The organism is Pigmentiphaga sp. NML030171, from assembly GCF_002188635.1.
Taxonomy (GTDB): domain Bacteria; phylum Pseudomonadota; class Gammaproteobacteria; order Burkholderiales; family Burkholderiaceae_B; genus Pigmentiphaga; species Pigmentiphaga daeguensis.
In genome coordinates this window covers 64,424-81,204 of record NZ_NINX01000051.1, presented here as the reverse complement: position 1 = coordinate 81,204, position 16,781 = coordinate 64,424, and the positions used below count along the sequence as shown (strand labels likewise).

General features: G+C 70.0%; 15 protein-coding genes. 8 read left to right on the top strand and 7 right to left on the bottom strand.

What is annotated here, in order from left to right; all coding sequences use genetic code 11:
- Positions 1–10: 10 nt before the first annotated feature.
- Positions 11–985: a tripartite tricarboxylate transporter substrate binding protein gene (locus CDO46_RS25415; RefSeq protein WP_087841352.1), complete on the bottom strand. Its 975-nt coding sequence runs from the start codon at positions 983–985 to the stop codon at positions 11–13.
- Positions 986–1,136: 151 nt separating this feature from the next.
- Between CDO46_RS25415 and CDO46_RS25410 the strand changes: the two genes are divergently transcribed.
- Positions 1,137–1,856: a class II aldolase/adducin family protein gene (locus CDO46_RS25410; protein WP_087841351.1), complete on the top strand. Its 720-nt coding sequence runs from the start codon at positions 1,137–1,139 to the stop codon at positions 1,854–1,856.
- A 99-nt stretch (positions 1,857–1,955) separates the two neighbouring features.
- Positions 1,956–2,375, top strand: a complete 420-nt coding sequence (locus CDO46_RS25405; protein ID WP_087841350.1) for a cupin domain-containing protein — start codon at positions 1,956–1,958, stop codon at positions 2,373–2,375.
- 5 nt (positions 2,376–2,380) lie between these two features.
- Here the strand turns inward: CDO46_RS25405 and CDO46_RS25400 are convergent, their stop codons facing one another.
- Positions 2,381–3,355, bottom strand: coding sequence for a fumarylacetoacetate hydrolase family protein (locus CDO46_RS25400; RefSeq protein WP_243724584.1), 975 nt, complete (start codon positions 3,353–3,355; stop codon positions 2,381–2,383).
- Positions 3,356–3,483: 128 nt separating this feature from the next.
- Complete coding sequence (locus tag CDO46_RS28185) at positions 3,484–4,260, bottom strand: helix-turn-helix domain-containing protein (RefSeq protein ID WP_176400846.1); 777 nt, start codon at positions 4,258–4,260, stop codon at positions 3,484–3,486.
- Positions 4,261–4,450: 190 nt separating this feature from the next.
- Between CDO46_RS28185 and CDO46_RS25385 the strand changes: the two genes are divergently transcribed.
- Both CDO46_RS25385 and CDO46_RS25380 read left to right on the top strand, forming a co-directional pair.
- Positions 4,451–5,440, top strand: coding sequence for a tripartite tricarboxylate transporter substrate binding protein (locus CDO46_RS25385; protein ID WP_087841516.1), 990 nt, complete (start codon positions 4,451–4,453; stop codon positions 5,438–5,440).
- A 9-nt stretch (positions 5,441–5,449) separates the two neighbouring features.
- Positions 5,450–6,421: a tripartite tricarboxylate transporter substrate binding protein gene (locus CDO46_RS25380; RefSeq protein ID WP_087841349.1), complete on the top strand. Its 972-nt coding sequence runs from the start codon at positions 5,450–5,452 to the stop codon at positions 6,419–6,421.
- Here the strand turns inward: CDO46_RS25380 and CDO46_RS25375 are convergent.
- Positions 6,418–7,752 (bottom strand): hypothetical protein, encoded by a 1,335-nt coding sequence (locus tag CDO46_RS25375; RefSeq protein ID WP_338615627.1) that lies wholly within the window; start codon positions 7,750–7,752, stop codon positions 6,418–6,420. The two genes, CDO46_RS25380 and CDO46_RS25375, sit on opposite strands and share 4 nt — an antisense overlap.
- Entirely contained in the window at positions 7,749–10,424 is a 2,676-nt protein-coding gene (locus CDO46_RS25370; protein ID WP_087841348.1) for a tannase/feruloyl esterase family alpha/beta hydrolase, read from the bottom strand. The genes CDO46_RS25375 and CDO46_RS25370 overlap by 4 nt, the downstream gene beginning before the upstream one ends.
- A 116-nt stretch (positions 10,425–10,540) precedes the next feature.
- Between CDO46_RS25370 and CDO46_RS25365 the strand changes: the two genes are divergently transcribed.
- Together CDO46_RS25365 and CDO46_RS25360 are read left to right on the top strand one after the other, a co-directional pair.
- Positions 10,541–11,455, top strand: coding sequence for a LysR family transcriptional regulator (locus CDO46_RS25365; protein ID WP_087841347.1), 915 nt, complete (start codon positions 10,541–10,543; stop codon positions 11,453–11,455).
- Positions 11,452–12,477: a tripartite tricarboxylate transporter substrate binding protein gene (locus CDO46_RS25360; RefSeq protein WP_087841346.1), complete on the top strand. Its 1,026-nt coding sequence runs from the start codon at positions 11,452–11,454 to the stop codon at positions 12,475–12,477. Before CDO46_RS25365 ends, CDO46_RS25360 begins: the two co-directional genes overlap by 4 nt.
- A gap of 9 nt (positions 12,478–12,486) precedes the next feature.
- Here the strand turns inward: CDO46_RS25360 and CDO46_RS25355 are convergent, their stop codons facing one another.
- Positions 12,487–13,893 carry an MFS transporter gene (locus CDO46_RS25355; RefSeq protein ID WP_254914686.1) on the bottom strand — a complete coding sequence of 469 codons (1,407 nt, stop codon included), beginning with the start codon at positions 13,891–13,893 and terminating at the stop codon, positions 12,487–12,489.
- A 131-nt stretch (positions 13,894–14,024) separates the two neighbouring features.
- On the opposite strand from CDO46_RS25355, the gene CDO46_RS25350 reads away from it, so the two are divergent.
- Positions 14,025–14,894, top strand: a complete 870-nt coding sequence (locus CDO46_RS25350) for a LysR family transcriptional regulator (RefSeq protein WP_087841344.1) — start codon at positions 14,025–14,027, stop codon at positions 14,892–14,894.
- Between the two features lie 2 nt (positions 14,895–14,896).
- Here the strand turns inward: CDO46_RS25350 and CDO46_RS25345 are convergent, their stop codons facing one another.
- A complete protein-coding gene (locus tag CDO46_RS25345) occupies positions 14,897–15,409 on the bottom strand; it encodes a hypothetical protein (RefSeq protein WP_087841343.1) in 513 nt (170 codons plus the stop codon).
- A gap of 34 nt (positions 15,410–15,443) precedes the next feature.
- Here CDO46_RS25345 and CDO46_RS25340 point away from each other — a divergent pair, with 34 nt between their 5' ends.
- Positions 15,444–16,739 carry a branched-chain amino acid ABC transporter substrate-binding protein gene (locus CDO46_RS25340; protein WP_087841342.1) on the top strand — a complete coding sequence of 432 codons (1,296 nt, stop codon included), beginning with the start codon at positions 15,444–15,446 and terminating at the stop codon, positions 16,737–16,739.
- The last annotated feature ends 42 nt before the right edge of the window (positions 16,740–16,781 follow it).

Below are 16,781 nucleotides of genomic sequence, written 5' to 3'. Positions count from 1 at the left end.
GGCGGGCCGTTTATTCGACCGTGATGTGGTTGCGCTCGATCAGCGATTTCCACATCGCGCGTTCTTCCTTCAACTGTTGGCTGAACCTGGCCGGCGTGTCCGAGACCGGGAGATAGCCTTGCTCGATCAGGCGCTGCTTGACCGACGGCTCCTGCATGGCCTTGACCACGGTCTGGCTCATCTTCTGGATGACGGCGTCGGGCGTGCCGGCGGGCGCCATCACGCTGAAGGACTGCGGCACGTCGGGCAGGCCCTTGTCGGTCCAGACCGGCACCTTGGGGAACAGCGGCGACTTGCTGCTGATGGCGAGCGGGACGGCCTTGCCGGACTTGATGTGGGGCAGCACGGATGCCACGTCCGATTGCAGGAAGTCGAGCCGTCCGCCCAGGAAGTCCTGCATGGTCGGCGCCATGCCCTTGTACGGCACGTGCGTGAACGCGGCGCCGGTTTTTTCTTCCATGACCTTCACGCCCAGGAAGGTGGGCGAACCGTGGCCGGCCGATCCGAAGGCCAGCTTGCCGGGTTCGCTCTTGCCGGCGGCCAGCAGGTCGTCCAGCGTCTTGAAGCGCGAGCCGGGCGGCACGACGTAGACCAGGGGCGCGTCCACGCCGCGGGCCACCGGCACGAGATCCTTCTCGGCGTCGTAGGGCAGGTTCTTGTACAGATAGGGATTGACCGCGATCGCCGGCGTGGCCGAGACCAGGAAGGTGTAGCCGTCGGGCGTGGCGCGCGCCGCCGCCGCCGCGCCGATGTTGCCGCTGGCGCCGGGCTTGTTCTCTACCACGACGGTCTGCCTGAGCGCCTTGCCCACGCCTTCGGCCAGCAGCCGGGCATAGATGTCGGTGCCGCCGCCGGGCGACGAGGGCACGACGAAGGTGATGGGACGGGTGGGCCAGTTGTCGGCCGCGGTGGCGGCCAGGGCGAACGAAAGCGCCAGACCGCCGCCGATCAGGGCCAGCCCGCGCGCGAGGGGAGTTGGGGTCATGCGTGTCCTCCGGATGTTCTCTTGTTGGGGCCGAGTATTTCACAGGCTGGCCGCCAAGTCGGTCAGCCGGATTGATGTCGAAGATCAAGAAAATTGATGCATGCTCCGGGTGCACAATATGCGATCGATACTACGAGCGGAAACGGGGAGCATGCTCATGAACGAAATCGTGCTGGAGGCGCGCCGCAACCTGGCGCGGGCCAACCGCATCCTCTACCTGAAAGGCATCGTCGACGGGTTCGGACACGTCAGTTGCCGGCACCCCGAGATCGCCGGCCACTACCTGATCTCGTGCAACCGGGCGCCCAACCTGGTCAAGGAAGCGGATATCGTCGAGCTGGACGAGGATTCGAACCCGGTGGGCGGCGATACCCGGCGCCTGTACCTGGAACGCTTCATCCACGGCGAGATCTACCGTACCCGTCCCGACGTCCGCGCCGTGGTCCACAGCCACTCGGCGGCCATGATCACCATCGCCGCCACCGACGTATCCGTCAAGCCCATGTTCCACATGGCCGGGTTCCTGACGCGCACCGCGAAGTTCGACATCCGCGAGGCGACCGGCCGCGAGACCGACATGCTGATACGCGACCACGACCTGGGCCGCCACCTGGCCGACACCCTGGGACCCGCCAGCGCGGTGCTGATGGTCGGCCATGGATCGACCATGGTGGGGACCAGCCTGGAAGAAGCCATCTACCGGGCGGTGTACGCCGAGGTCAACGCGGGCATGCAACTGGGGGCGATGCGGATCTCGGACAATGTGCGCTACCTGTCCGAGACCGAGTCCGACCTGGCCACCGAGACCAACCGCGGCCAGCTCAAGCGGTGCTGGGACCTGTGGTGCGAGGAAGTGGACATCGACGCCTGACCCGCGCGCGGCGCTACGCCGGCGCCGCCACCGGTGGTATCGTGCGATCCGGACGGCACATGGGCCGCCGCACAATAATCAAGGCAAGGGGACATCGCCATGAAACGGATCGTGGGGGGACTGGCCGCGCTGGCATTGGCGCTGGCCGGGGGCACGGGCATGGCGGCGGAATCGCCCGGCGTGCAGGTCGAGAAGCTGATGGAGAGCGGCGCGTCGTGGGACGGCCGTCCCTACGTGGCCTATCCGTCCGGCGCGCCGATGTTGACGGTGCTTCGGATCACGATTCCCGCCCACAGCGCGCTGCCCTGGCATACCCATCCCATTCCGAACGCGGCCTATGTCCTGTCGGGCGAACTGACGGTCGAGAAAAAGGAAACGGGCGAGACGCGCCTGCTCAAGCAGGGCGACGTCCTGCCGGAAATGGTGGGCGAATACCACCGCGGCGTGACCGGCGACCAGGGCGTGGTGCTGATCGTGTTCTATGCCGGCAGCCGCGGCTTGCCGCTGTCGCAGCAATAGGGGCGTCAGCCCGCCTGCACCGGGTTGCTGAGCTTGCCTATCCCCGCCACGGTAACGCTGACGGGGCCGCCGATCTTGTTCAGGTCGGCGTTCTGGACCGCCCGGCCGGGCTTGCCGCCCGAGGCCAGCGCCGTGCCCATCGACACCACGTCGCCCGGCACCAGCGTCATGTAGCTGGAGACGAAGGCCAGGACCTCGGGCAGCTTGTGGAAGAGGTTCGCCGTGTTGTCGCTGGCGTATTGTTCGTCGCGGACGTGGCACGAGATGTCCAGCGCGTGCGGGTTGGGAATCTCGTCGCGGGTGACGATCCACGGGCCCAGCGGCGAGAACGTGTCCGAACCCTTGTAGCGGCCGCTGTACGAGACGTGGCTTTCGACGTAGCGGATGCCTTCGCCTTCCAGCGCCGGATGGATGGCGCGGTAGTGGAAGCTGTCCTCGTCGCGCATGGTGGGCGAGGTCAGGTCGTTGTGGATGGTGTAGCCGAACACATGGTCATAGGCGTCGGCCGCGTCGATGTCGCGCGCCAGCTTGCCGATCACGACCGCCAGTTCGGGTTCGGGGTGCACGCGGCCGTAGTGGGGCTTCAGGCGTATCGGTTCGCCGTGGCCGGCCAGTGCCGACCAGGGCTTGGTGAAGACCGCCGGGTGCTTGGGGCCCTTGACGATGCGGTCGGTGTTGGCGCTGTTGTTCAGGGCCAGGCAGCACAGTTTCGAGGGGCGCGGCACGGCGGGAAGGAAGCGGACCGTGTCCATGGGCAGGCGCGGCAGCCCGGCCTGGCCCAGCGCGGCATGTACCTGCCGGAGCTGGTCCCAGAAATCGGGGCCGGCTTCGATCAGCCGGTGCATGTCCAGGGGGCCCTGGAAGTCGGGTGCGAATTGGCGGCATGCGGTTTCGGCGTCGATCAGTTCGGAATCGGAGATCACGAATCCGACGCGCGCGGCGTCGGGCCGGTCGAAGGTGGCGTAGCTGGCGAGTTTCAAGCGAGGCTCCAGTCCTGACGAGAGTGGGAACGGGGCGGCGCACGGGCCGCCTCGCGGCACGACAGCTTAATTCCGCGCGGCGGCGGCGCAGAATCTCGCCGCCGCTTCTTTCCGTGTCGCGGAACGCGTCAGCCGAGCGCGAGCCGCTCGTCGACGGCGGCGCAGATTTCCTGGCGCGTCCGATCGAGCTGGTCCACGCATTCACGCAGGCGCTCCGGGGTCAGCAATGCGCTGAAGGTGGTCAGCGACAGGACGCCCAGCACGCGGTCGCCGTGGGCGAGCGGCACGGCCAGCGTGGTGCTGGAACCGCGGCCCTGGCCCTTGCGCAGGCCGTACCCGCGCCGGCGCGTGGTGGCCAGTTGATGCTGGATGTCTTGTTCGACCGGCGGCCACAGGGCCGGTTCGGGTAGCGAGGCCTGCATCCACTGCAGCAGGCGGTCGCGTTCGGCCTGGCCGCAATAGGCCAGGTAGGCCTGCCCCATGCCGGAATGCACGAGGTCGTGGACGTGGCCGACCGTGGTGTGCTCGGACCCGATGGGGCTGTAGGGCATGGAGCTGTAGCGCACGACGATGTGGCCGCGGTCCAGGGTGCCCAGGGCCAGCGGCAGGCCGGTGGCGCGCGTGTTCCTGAGCACGATGGGCGCGCCGACTTCCACCACCAGTTCGGGCTCGGAGAAGCCTTCGCTCAGGCACAGGACCTTCTCGGTCAGCGTGTACGTGCCCTTGACCACGTCGGCGCGCACGTAGCCCTCGCTCTTGAGCGTGGCCAGCAGGCGGTGGATGGTGGACTTGGGCAGTCCGGTGGCCTGGTGCAGGGACTGGAGCGAACTCTGCGGCTGGTGGTTCAGCGCCCGCAGGATGTTCAGCGCCCGGACCACCGGCCCGATGGCGTTCGTTTCGGACATGCCTGCCGTTTCCTCCATGTGCTGGCGCCCCGATGATAGCGCCGGGCCGGCTCTTTCCGGAATCGCCGCGTTCCGTGACACGGAATGCTCGCGTGCGGAGTGGCAGCGGCGGCGGAGGGCGCTCCTATACTGCGCCCCGGCGACCCCCGCAGAGGGGCGCGACCATGAAGAATGAATGAAGGAGACCCCGATGGGGACTGGCAACTTATCCCGTCGTGCCATGCTGGCGCTCGCGGCCGGCTCGATGCTGCGTCCGGTTGCAGCCGCCTCCGGCGCGTCCTCCGCCTATCCGAGCCGTCCTGTCCGGCTGATCTCGTCGTTCGCGGCGGGCGGCACCACCGACATCCTCGCGCGCCTGGTGGGCAAGCAGCTCTTTCCGTCCGCGGGGCAGGTCGTCGTGGTCGAGAACCTTCCCGGGGCGGGCGGAACGATAGGGGCGGCGGCCGTCGCCCGCGCGCCCGCCGACGGCTACACGCTGGAGATGGGCGGCGTGTCCACGCATGCGATGGCCGGCGCGCTGTACAAGCAACTGCCGTTCGACCCGGTGGCGTCCTTCGAGCCGGTATGCATGCTGGTCTACGCGACCACCGCGATCGCCGTGCCCGCCTCGTCGCCGTTCCGCAGCCTGGCTGACCTGATCGCGCATGCGCGCGCGAACCCCGGCAAGATCACCTACGGCTCGGGCGGCATAGGCAGCATCAACCACCTGGCCCTGGCCTCGCTGGCGAGCGCGGTCGGCATCGACCTGCTGCACGTGCCGTACAAGGGCGGCGGCCCGGCGGTGACCTCGCTCCTGCAGGGCGAGACCCAGTTGTTCGCGGGCGGCAGCTCGCTGCTGCTGCCCCATGTGCGGGCCGGCAAGCTGCGGATACTGGCGGTGACCGAGGACAAGCGCGCCCGCGTGCTGCCGGACATTCCCACGGTGGGCGAGACGGTGCGTGGATTCCGCGTGGTCAACTGGTACGGCGTGCTCGGGCCCGCTGGCCTCGCGCCCGGGATCCGGGAGGCGCTATGGAAGGAACTCGACCGCGTCATGCGCCTGCCCGAGGTCGAACGCCAGCTCGATGCGATGGGCCTGGAGTATCCGGGCATGTCGTCGGCCGCTTTCAAGGCGTCCCTGGCCGAGGATAAGGAACGCTGGGGACGCGCCATCCGGGAACTGGGCATCCTGCCCGAATAGGAGATCGATATGCGGACCATCCTGCTTGCCGTCCTGGGGACGGCCATGTTGTCCACCTCGCCCGCGCTGCAGGCGCAGGAACCGGCGTATCCGTCGCGGCCGATCCGGCTCATCGTGGCGTTCGGGCCGGGCAGCGTGAACGACGCGATGGCCAGGGAACTGGCCAAGACCCTGTACGGCGAACTGGGCCAGCCGGTGATCGTCGAGAACAAGCCCGGCGCGGGCGGCGTGGTCGGTACCGACTATGTCGCCAAGGCGGCGCCCGACGGCTACACCCTGGGCTTCGGGACCAGCTCGCAACTGGTGATGAACGTCGGCCTGCAGAAGTCGCTGCCGTTCGACGTGGAGCGCGACCTGGCGCCCATCGGCCTGGTTTCGCGCACCCCGTTGGCGCTGGCGGTGCCGGCGGGCGGGCCGGGCTCGCTGGCCGACCTGGTCAAGGCGGCCAAGGGGCGCTCGCAGTCGATGACGTATTCGTCCAGCGGCGTGGGCTCGATCAACCACATCGCCGGCGCCGCGTTCGCGCGCGCCGCGGGCATCGACCTGATGCACGTGCCCTACAAGGGCGCGGCCGTGGCGGCCGCCGACCTGGCCGCGGGCCGGGTCGACATGATGCTGGTGACGCTGCCCAGCATGGCCGGCCTGGTGGAGCAGGGGAAGGTCAAGGTGCTGGCCAACGGCGTCGATCGCCGCGGTGCCTCGACGCCCGACGTCCCGACGTTCGCGCAGGCCGGCCTGCCGGCTTTCAAGGGCTACACCTGGAACAACGTGTTCGCCCCCGCGGGCACGCCGGCCGCGATCGTCGCCCGGCTCAACGCCGCGCTGAACCGTGTCCTGGCCGACCCGCAGGTGGTCCAGTTCGCCCAGCGCCAGACGGCCGAGATCATGGCGCCATCCACGCCGGCCCAGGCCCTGGCGTTCGAGAAGAACGAGCGCGCGACCTGGGTGCCGTTCATCCGCAGCCTGGGCATCGAGCCTTAGCGCGGCGGGACCCGCGAGGACAGCGGCGGCGGCTGGTAGCCGACCTGGATGCGGCAGGTCTGTTTGCCGCCGTGGCCGTAGTCCCGTTCATAGCCCTTGCACAGCCGCGCCACTTTCTCGGGCGTCGGTTTTTCCCCCTTGTCCACCCAGTCCATCAGCGCGGTGAACAAGGCGGGGTACTGGGGTTCGCTCAGGTAGCTGTGTTCGGCCTCGTCCGAGAACGTCTGCACCAGCTTGTCGCCGCTGCCCGCCCGGTCGACCCGTTCGCGGTAGGCCGATTCCAGTTCGACGAAGGCCGTCGGGTCATGGATGGCATGCAGGGTCAGCACGGGCATGGCAAGCCTGCCGCCCGGCGTGCTGTCCACCATCAGCCGTCCCACCGCCAGCGGATCCGCGCGATAGCGGGCCACCCCGGCGTTCAGCGCGGCATCGTCCGGCGAGCCGCCGTACACCACCTTCTCGTTGCCGAAGGGATTGCGGCCGTCCAGCCGTTCCTGCGTAAGATCCCGGAACAGCCAGGTGGCCCAGTTCATGTTGGACACGAAGGTGCGTTCGGGAATCTTCACCACCGACAGGATGGTCTTGAGCCTGGCCGCCTGCTCGGCGCTGCGCTGCGCGGCCGGCTGGCCGACGCCCGTGCATTCCCGGATGCGCGCGGCCAGGTCCGCCCGGGTCAGCGTGGAATCCTTGGGCAGCCCCATCCACAGCGGGTACTGGGGTTCGTCGGGGCGCGGATGGTTGCGGCAGACGTACTGGTACACGACGCGCAGGTCCAGGCGGAAATCGTAGGCGGTGTTGCCGCCGCCCAGCACGCCGCTGGTCAGCAGTACGGCGTCGTAGGGGCCGGGCCGGCCTTCGACGGTGCCATACAGCTCCGCCGCCTTGGAGGCCACGCCGCCGCCGTAGCTCTGGCCGTGCAGCAAGGTGCGCCGGGGCTGGCCGAACTGCCGGACGAACAGGCGGCGCAGGCGCTCGGTGTCCTCGGCGGCCATGGTGACCCCATAGCCGCCCCGGCGGTAGGACGAGCCGGCCCAGGCATAGCCCGCCTTCACGGTCACGGCCCAGCGGGTCAGGTCTTCCTGGCTGCGTTTCAGGGTGGAGGGGCCCAGGTCGGGACCGCCGTGGGCGTGCATGACCAGCACCCGGTTCCAGTCGCGGGGGATCGCGATCCAGTAATAGGCGCCTTCGCTGTCCTGTCCGTTATAGCAACGCGCGTCGGCGGGAACGTCCTTGGGGCAGGGCGCGGGCCGGGCGCGGTCGGTGGCGGCGTGGGCCGTGGCCGCGCCGAAGGCCAGCGCGGCCAGCAGGGAGAGTCGGGGCAGGGTTTTCAATGGCGGACTCCGGTGGCGAAGATGGCGGTGGATCCCGTGCCCGAGGCGTAACCCAGGATCCCGTGGGTGAAGAGGAAATGGTCGTTGCCCGAGGTGCCCGCTTGGGCGACGCCCGGCACCGGGGTGTCGTAGGCCACGGCCATCGTGCCGCCGTCCAGGTCCAGCGTGGCGCCGGACAGGGTGGCTTCCAGATTGCGCGCGCCGGTGCCGGCAACGGCGTAGACCCCGTCGGCCGCGCCGGAGGCCAGCGACTGCTGCGGCGCATACAGGCGCATGCCGTAGCTGGTGGCCGACTCCCGTACCAGTTGCAGCGGGACGGCATTGCCGTTGACCAGCCCGATCACCATGGAGCCTGCGGGCGTGCCGCCGGTGGTGCTGGCCGGATCGGCGGGCGCAGTGGCCAGCAGGTCGAAGGCCCCGCGTGCGGCGTTGTAGGTGATGTATCCCTTGGCGGTGGACGTGCATGCGGCGTCGTAGGTCATGAAGCCGCCGGTGACGGGATCCCGGCACAACTGGAAGGTGCCGGCGTTGCGCAGCCGGCCCGCCGCCTTGTAGGCCGCTGCCGTGCCGCCCGCGCCATGGTGGACGCCGATCAGGTCGTAGATGGCGGCGACCGGATTGAAGACGGTGGGCGAACCGGTGTTCTCGAACGTGGTGGCAAAGGCCAGCAGCGGTTCGAAGCCGCCGCCGGATGCCGGCAGCACGCCGCCCTGCAGGACACCGCCCGCGCCGAACATGTAGACCGCGCCGCCTTCGTCGCTCGCATAGGCGCAAGTCGTCTGGGCGCGCAGGCTGCCCTCGCGCACGGTGCCGGCCGCGCGTTGCAGGCTGGCGTCTATCGTGACGGTGTAGCGCAGCGAAGCGGGGTCCACGGTCACCGTCAGTTCCTCGCCCAGCGTGTTGCCGCCCTTGTAGCGGGTCACCGCGGCGGGCAGGTTGGGGCAGGCCAGCGGGTCGCCCGTTTCCTGTACGCAGCTGTAGTTGACGGCGGCGTCCAGGCTGCCGCTGCCGCGGTACTTGGGCCAGGCGGGGTATTGGCACAGGGGCCGCGTGCGGCCATAAGTGGCGGCCACCGCGTCGGCCGCCACCGGCGTGCCCGGAGGCAGGCCTTGCTCCACCCAGCCTTCCAGCGCGGCCAGCGAATCCCAGTTGGGAATGAACACGCCGGTGCCGTGGCCCATGCCGGGCACGGTGTAGAAGCGTATGCCCTTGTCCACGGCCTCCTGCCCCACGGTGGCGACCACGCGCTGGTAGTAGTCGATGGTGGAGTTGGGACTGATGACCTCGTCGGCCAGGCCGTGCAGCATGATGAGCTTGCCGCCGCGGGACAGGAAGGGGCGCAGGTCCGGATCGGTGGCGTCGGTGATCGCGGACACGGCCTGCACCCGCGCGGTGTAGGCGCCGGGGTTCTGCGGGTCGAAGCCCAGCGTGTCGAAGGTGGCAGAGCGGGTGACGAAATACTTGACCCACTGGTCGCCCGTCACGTACATGTTGGCATCGGCCGAGGTTGCCGGGTTGCCCGGCACGCGCCGCGTACCCAGGTCCCGCGAGGTGTAGGGGCCGGCCACCAGCGCGCCTTCCAGGATGTTGTAGCCGCCCGCGCGTTCGACGCCGTTGGCGAGCCGGTAGGAGGAGAACTCCAGCGGCGCCTCGAGCGTGCGGATCGTGGCCAGTTGCGCGGCGGACAGGCAGTGATCGCCTTCGTCTGCGCCCGAGGGGCAGCGCATGGCCGCCAGGTTGGACGCGTTCAGCAGCCGGCAGCTCTCCACGTTGCTGACGATGTCGTCGACCGCGCCGTCCAGCTTGTCGCAGGCCTGCTTGACCGTGTTCTGCACCATCAGCGTCTTGGCCACGTTGAGCCAGCCGGCTCCGCCATTGGCGTACAGGGCGCGGCCGAGCGCGACGTTGGACAGGCGCGTGCCGGAGTAGTTGAGCGCGGGCTCGTTGGCGATGACGCCGTCGTAGTCCGTCGGCCAGCGCTGGATGTGCGCCAGCGCGTCGCGGCCGCCCGTGGAAGTGCCCAGGAAATAGGCGTGCCTGGGCGCCATGTCGTAGTAGGCCCGCACCAGTTGCGCGGCGACGTCGCGGGTCTTCTTCAGCGACTGGCCGCCGTAGTTGGACAGGGCCTCGTCGTTGGCGGCGAACTTGCCGTCGGTGATGCTGCCGCTCTGGTGGCCGGAGTCGTCGCCGTAGGTGGCGTAGCCCAGGGCCAGCGGGGCGGGCTTGTCGGCGGGGCCGAAGCGTATGGTCTCGGTGCCGTCGATGAGCCGGCCGTTGAAGCCGCCGCCGCCGAAGTGGATGGTCTTGCCGTTCCAGCGCAGCGGCAGGTTCAGCGCGAAGTTGATGTCGGGCGAACCGGCGTTCACGGGCTTGATGACGCCGCGGACCCGGCAATAGGCGCCCAGGGCGTTGCCCTCGGCATCGGCGGCGACGTCCACCGCCTCGGACACCGTTGCGCCGCCCGAGGGCAGCGTCAGCTGGGCGGGAGAAAAGCCGCGCGCGGCCAGCGAGGCGCAGGCCAGGGCGGGGGCATAGGGCGGGCCCGAGGCGGCCGGAGGGTCTTCGGGCGGGTGGCCGGCGGGCGAGTCGCCATCGCCGCCGCCGCAGCCGGCCAGCGCCGCGACGGCGGCAAGCAGCAGGGGCAGGGCGGGGTGGGAGCGGGGTGCGGTCATCGTATCGTCTCCAGGGCCGGCCCTCTCGAGGCGGGGGCGCGTGCACGGCGGATGATGCGAGCGCGCCGATCGGTACGTCAAATACAATAAAAGCGGAGACTCGATATATAAAAAATATGGACCTGCGCCATCTGCGTTACTTCGTCACCGTCGCCGAAACCGGGCACATGACGCGCGCCGCCGAGCGGCTCGGCATCCAGCAGCCCCCGCTCAGCCAGCAGATCAAGGTGCTGGAGCGGGAGCTGGGCGTCGAACTGCTGCGCCGTCATCCGCGGGGCGTGGCCTTGACCGACGCCGGCCGGCACTTCCTGCGCGAGGCCGAGAGCCTGCTGGAAGGCTACGCGCAGATGCGCCAGCGGATGGCGCGGGTGGCCAACGGCCAGGAAGGGCTGCTGGCGGTGGGCTTCACCAGCTCGGCCGCGGCGCACGCCTTCACGCCCGAGGCCCTGCGCCTGTACCGGCGGGACTATCCGGGCGTGGAGCTGGACATCCACGAGGACAACGCCGCGGGGCTGACCGCGGCCATCGCCGCCGGACGGCTGCATTGCGGCTTGCTGCGCGTGCCGGTGTCGCGGCCTGACGGGCTGGTGTTCGAAACCCTGCTGACCGAGCCCGCGGTGGCCGCCGTGCCATGCGACCATCCCCTCGCGCGGGGCAGGCAGGCCAGCCGGCCTCGCGCGATCTCGCTGGCCGAGCTGTGCCAGGAGAAGATCATCCTGGTGCGCCAGCCGGGCGCGCCAGGCCTGTACGCCAACCTGCTCGCGCTGTGCGAAAGCCAGGGGCTGCGGCCACGCATCGCCGCCGAGGTCGACCGCATGATGACCAATCTGAACCTGGTGGCGGCGGGCGCGGGCGTGTCGGTCGTGCCCAAGTCCATCAGCGGCGCGCATGCGCACGCCGTGACCTATCTGCCGCTGGCGCGGGCCGAACGGCTGGATGCGCCGCTGACGCTGGTGTCCCGCGACGGCGAGGACAACCTGCCGGCCCGGCATTTCGCCGCGCTGGCGCGGCGGCTGGCGGCGGGGCGATGACGGCCGCGCGCTTCCGGGCGTCGCGCCGCCGCGTCCTGCAGGCCGTGGCCGCGCTGCCCCTGGCTGGCGTGGGGCAGCGTGCCGCTTCGGCGGACGGGGACGGACGGACCTGGCCGACGCGCGCCATACGGATGGTGGTCGTCTATCCGCCCGGGGGCGTGAGCGACACCATCGCCCGCATCCTGGCCGAGGCGTTGTCGCGCGACCTGGGCGTGCCGGCCTGGGTCGAGAACAAGGGCGGGGCGGGCGGAGGCGTGGGAATGGAGGCCGTGGCGCGCGCGGCGCCCGACGGCCATACGCTGGCCTTCTCCGCCTTGACGCCGCTCACGCTCAATCCGCTGCTGAGCCGCCCGTCGGCCGACCATGATCCCCTGCGGGACATCGCCCCCGTGGCCGCCGTCATGCGCACGCCGGTACTGGTGGCCGGCACGCCGGCCTTCACCGGCCGCGGTTTCGCCGATCTGGTGGACGAGGCGCGCCGCAGGCCAGGGGCGATCCGCTGGGCCAGCTCGGGCATCGCCACGACGGGGCACATGGTGATGGCGCAGGTGGCCGCGGCGAGCGGCGCGCGCATCACCCACATTCCCTATCACGGCGGCGGGCCGCAATTGAACGATGCCTTGAGCGGGCGTTTCGAGGTGCTGTCGACCAACGTCGCGGCGCTGCAATTGGACTATGTGCGGACGGGGCGGCTGAAGGCGCTGGCGGTGGGCGCGCCCGCCAGGCTGGGCGCGCTGCCGGAGGTGCCGACGCTGTCGGAGCTGGGCTATCCCCAGGCCAACCTGATGTCGCTGTTCGGGCTGTTCGTGCCCGCGGCCACGCCCAGGCCCGTGCAGGAACGCATCAACGCCGCGGTCAACCGCGTGCTGGTGGGCGGACCGCTGGCCGGGCGGCTGGAGCGGGCCTACAACCTGCCGGCCGCGGGTGGCATCGATGATTTTCGCGCGGCGGTGCGGGACGACTACGAGGCGAATCGCCGGCTGGTCGCGGCGGGCGCGCTGCGCGGCGACCGGACGCCCTGACCGGCGGCGTCAGCGCGCGGGTTGGCGCCGCGCCGCGTTTCCTGCGCGCAGAATGCACAACCAGGCCGCGCCATAGGCTGTGGCCACCACGGCCAGGCCCGCAGGCAGGCTGTCCGACCAGTCGGGCAGCCCGTGCAGCAGGCTGCCCATGACGGCGACCCCCAGCAGCGTGCCGATCTGCCGGTTCGCGTTCAGGATGGCCGCGGCGCTGTTGGCATGCTCCTTCCCGCCGGACTGCATCACCGTGGCGGTCATGGCCGGAATGGCGATGGCGGCGCCCAGGTTGCCGCATACCAGCAGCGCCATCATCAGCCAGTAGGGCAGCGCCAGGCCGTCGAACGCGGCCGCCGCGGTGACCAGCGCGGCGAGGCCGGTGCCGGCCAGCATCGGGAAGCGCGTGCCGCGCTGGCTGGAAAGCCGGCCAGACAGCAGGTTGCCCACGACCAGGATGAGCATCAGCGGCATCAACTGGAAACCGGTGTCGAGCGGCCCGGCGCCCCGTGCGCGCTGCAGGTAGAGGCTGAGCAGGAACAACTGGCCGTACACCGCGAAGCTGGCCAGGGCGCCCAGGGCGTTGGCCGGCAGGAAGCGCGGCTCGGCCAGGAGCTGCCGGGGTACCAGCGGCGATGCGGCCCGTCGTTCCAGCCAGGCCAGCATGGCGCCGGCCGCGAGGGCCAGGACTGCCGCCAGCAGGATGGAGGGCGCGGTCCAGCCCCGCTCCGGACCCTGGATGAGCGCATAGCACAGGGCCGCCAGCCCCGTGATGCCCAACGCATGGCTGGCGGGGTTCAGGGCGCGTGGCCGGCGGGGGGCGGGGCGGACCAGCTTCAGGGTAAGCAGCGCGCCGGCGATGCCGATGGGGACGTTGATCAGGAAGACGCTGCGCCAGCCGAAATGCGCGATCAGCAGGCCGCCCACCAGCGGTCCCGCCGCCACCGACAAGGTGACGATGGCCGACCACAGCGCCACCATCCGAGCCCGGACGCGTTCGTCGGCATAGGTGTGGACCAGCAGGCTGAGCGAGCTGGGAACGAACAGGGAAGCACCCACGCCCTGTGCCAGGCGGGCGCCGGCCAGCGCCATGCCGTCCTGGGCCAGGCCGCACGCCACGGAGGCCAGCGTGAAGATGGCCAGTCCCGCCAGATACACGGCGCGCGCGCCCAGGCGGTCGGCCAGCGCGCCGCCGACCAGCAGCATGGCGGCGAAGGCCAGCGTATAGCCGTCGACCACCCATACCAGGCCCGACAGGGAGACCTCCAGGCTGCGGGCGATGTCGCTCAGCGCCACGTTGACGACGGTGACGTCGAGCATGGCCATGATGAAGCCCACCGCCAGCGCGGCCAGCGGCATGGGATCGGCCGATGCCTGCCGCGCGGGGGCCGGGGAGAGGGGAATATCGGGGCAGGGGTAGCGCACGGTCGTCGTCCGGAAAACGGTAGAAGGCGTTATCCTAGGCGCCGGAGTGATGCAGAAAAAGTGGTGAAAATGCAGTTCGATGATGCAAAAATGCATTCCGCCGAAGGGCCTTCGGCCAGCGTGGGACGGCCATGAACTGGGACGATGCCCGGGTCTTCCTGGCCATCCGGCGCGCCGGCACGCTGCGGGGGGCCGCGGCGCTGCTGGAGGTGGACCAGGCCACGGCCGGCCGCCGGCTGGCCGCCCTGGAGGCCGCGCTGGGCGCGCGCCTGTTCCTGCGCACGCCCAACGGCTACGTGCCCACGCCGGCCGGAGAACTGGCCGGCACCGCCGCCGAACGGATGGAGCAGGCGGCCAATCAATTGCAGCGGCAGATGCAGGGCCTGGACGACAAGCTGTGCGGCGTGGTGCGCGTGGCCACCTCCGACACCATGGCGAGCTTCTATGTGATCCCGGCGCTGCGGGCGCTGCGCGAGGCCCACCCGGACATCAGGGTGGTGCTGGGCACGTCCACCCAGCTCACCAACCTGACCCGCCGCGAGGCCGACATCGCCGTGCGCACGGTCAAGCCCACGAGTCCGGACCTGATCGCGCGGCGGCTGGCGCGCAGGCAGATAGGCGTCTATGCCTCGCGCGACTACCTGCGCCGTCGCGGAGAGCCCGCGGTGGACGCGGCGCTCAAGGGCCACGACGTGATCCGGTACGATCGTCCGCTCGGGCCGCTGGATGGCGGCAGGCTGGGCGGGGTGTCGATCGGCAATGCCCGGGTGGCGCTGGAAGTGAATTCAGGGATGATGATGCTGGAGGCGGTCAGGGCGGGTCTGGGACTGGGCGAGCTGGCCGTGTCGACGGCGCAGGGCGATCCGGAGCTCGTGCGCATCTGGCCCGAGCGGACCGAGCGCCTGGATGTCTGGCTGGTGCTGCACGCCGACCTGAACCGCACGGCCCGCGTGCGGGCCGTGGCCGATGCCATCATCGCCGCATTCAAGGGCGAAGACTGAGGCTACATACCCAGCTGGAAGCGGGGCTCCATCAGCGGGTCGGGTCCCGGGTGGTAGCGCGTGACCACGCCCTGGTCATTGACGTAGACGTACATCAGCGAATTCCACACGCCGTCCTCGCGGAAGCGGTAGCCCCAGACGATCTGCTCGCCCTTCAGGCCGACGCGGGTGATCTCGGCCGGGGGGCCGAACTCGAACAGCAGCCGCTCGGTATCCCAGTGTCCGGAGTCCAGCATGCGGAAGCGTTCGCTGGTCAAGGCCTGGGTGGTGCCGATGACCTTGCCGTCGGGACCGACGTCGGTGATCCAGGCGTACTGCCCCATGGGCTGGCTGGAATAGATCAGGCGCTGGCCGCCGCCCGGCAGGGGGCGTTCGAGCGTGGGCCGGCCCAGGCGGGCCGTGACGGCCGAGCCGGATTCGCCCGGCTGGATGCCGGCCGGGCTGGCACAGGCCGCAAGCAGCGCCGCCATGCCCAGCAGGCAGGCGCCACGGCGCAGGAGGAGGGCGATGCTCATACAATTCACCTTGTTCTTGGATTGACGACCGGAGATGACCGTGTTTCTGTCACGCAGGCGTGGCTATGGTTCGCTGATTGTAGGACTTGCGCTGGCTTGCGCAGGTTCCATGCCGGCCCGGGCCCAGGGAGAGGCGGCCGCGCCGGTTCGCATCGCCGTGATCGAGGCCATGTCCGGGCCCTTCGCCAATACCGGCGAGGCCATCATGCGCAACCTGCGCTTCGCGGTCGAGCGCATCAACGCCCGGGGCGGCGTGAAGCTGGCCGACGGCGCGCACCGGCTCGAGCTCGTTCCCTTCGACAGCAAGAACCAGATGGACGAAGCCTTGCTGCTGCTGCGCGGCGCGGCCGACCAGTCCATACGCATCGTCATGCAAGGCAACAGCTCGGCCGTGGCGGCGGGCCTGATCGAGGGCGTCAATCGCCACAACCAGCGCAATCCCGGCCAGCGCATGGTGTTCCTGAACTACTCGGCCGTCGATCCCGCGCTGACCAACGAGAAGTGCAGCCCGTGGCACTTCCGCTTCGATGCCAGTTCCGACATGCGGATGGCGGCCCTGACCGAGGTCATGCGGCGCGACCGCGAGGTGCGCAAGGTCTACCTGATCAACCAGGACTACAGCTTCGGCCAGGAAGTGTCGCGCAGCGCCCGGGCGATGCTGGCCGAGAAGCGGCCCGACGTCGAGGTCGTGGCCGACGAGTTCCATGCCATCGGCAAGGTCAAGGATTTCTCGCCCTATGCGGCCAAGATCCTGTCCAGCGGCGCCGATACCGTCATCACCGGCAATTGGGGCAACGACCTGACGCTGCTGGTGAAGGCCGCCCGCGAAGCGGGATTCAAAGGCAGCTTCTACACCTTCTACGGCAATGCGCTGGGCGCGCCGGCCGCGCTGGGGGACGCCGGCGTGGGCAAGGTGCGCGCGGTGGCCGAATGGCATTACAACGCCGGCGAGCCCGGCATGGACCGCGCCTACGACGACTACCGGCGCATGTTCCCGCGGCCGGCCGACGACTACCTGAACGCCCGGATGCTGCACATGACCGACATGCTCGCGGCGGCGCTGGAGCGGGCCGGGAAGGTGGACGCCGCGGCCATCGCGCGCCAGCTGTCGGGCATGCGATGGACTTCCGAGGGGGCGGACCTGTGGATGCGGCCCGACGACCACCAGGCCATCAAGCCCCTGTATGTGTTCACCATGCAGAAGGCGGGCATCGGCCCGGTCAGGCGCGACGTGGAAGGCAGCGGCTATGGCTTCGAGACCACGCTGAAGGTTTCCGCGGCCGACCTGACGCTGCCTACGCGTTGCAAAATGGCAAAGCTCCCCGAATAAGGCTATACTTCCTGGCTAACTTTCAGTTTTTGCCTATTTTCA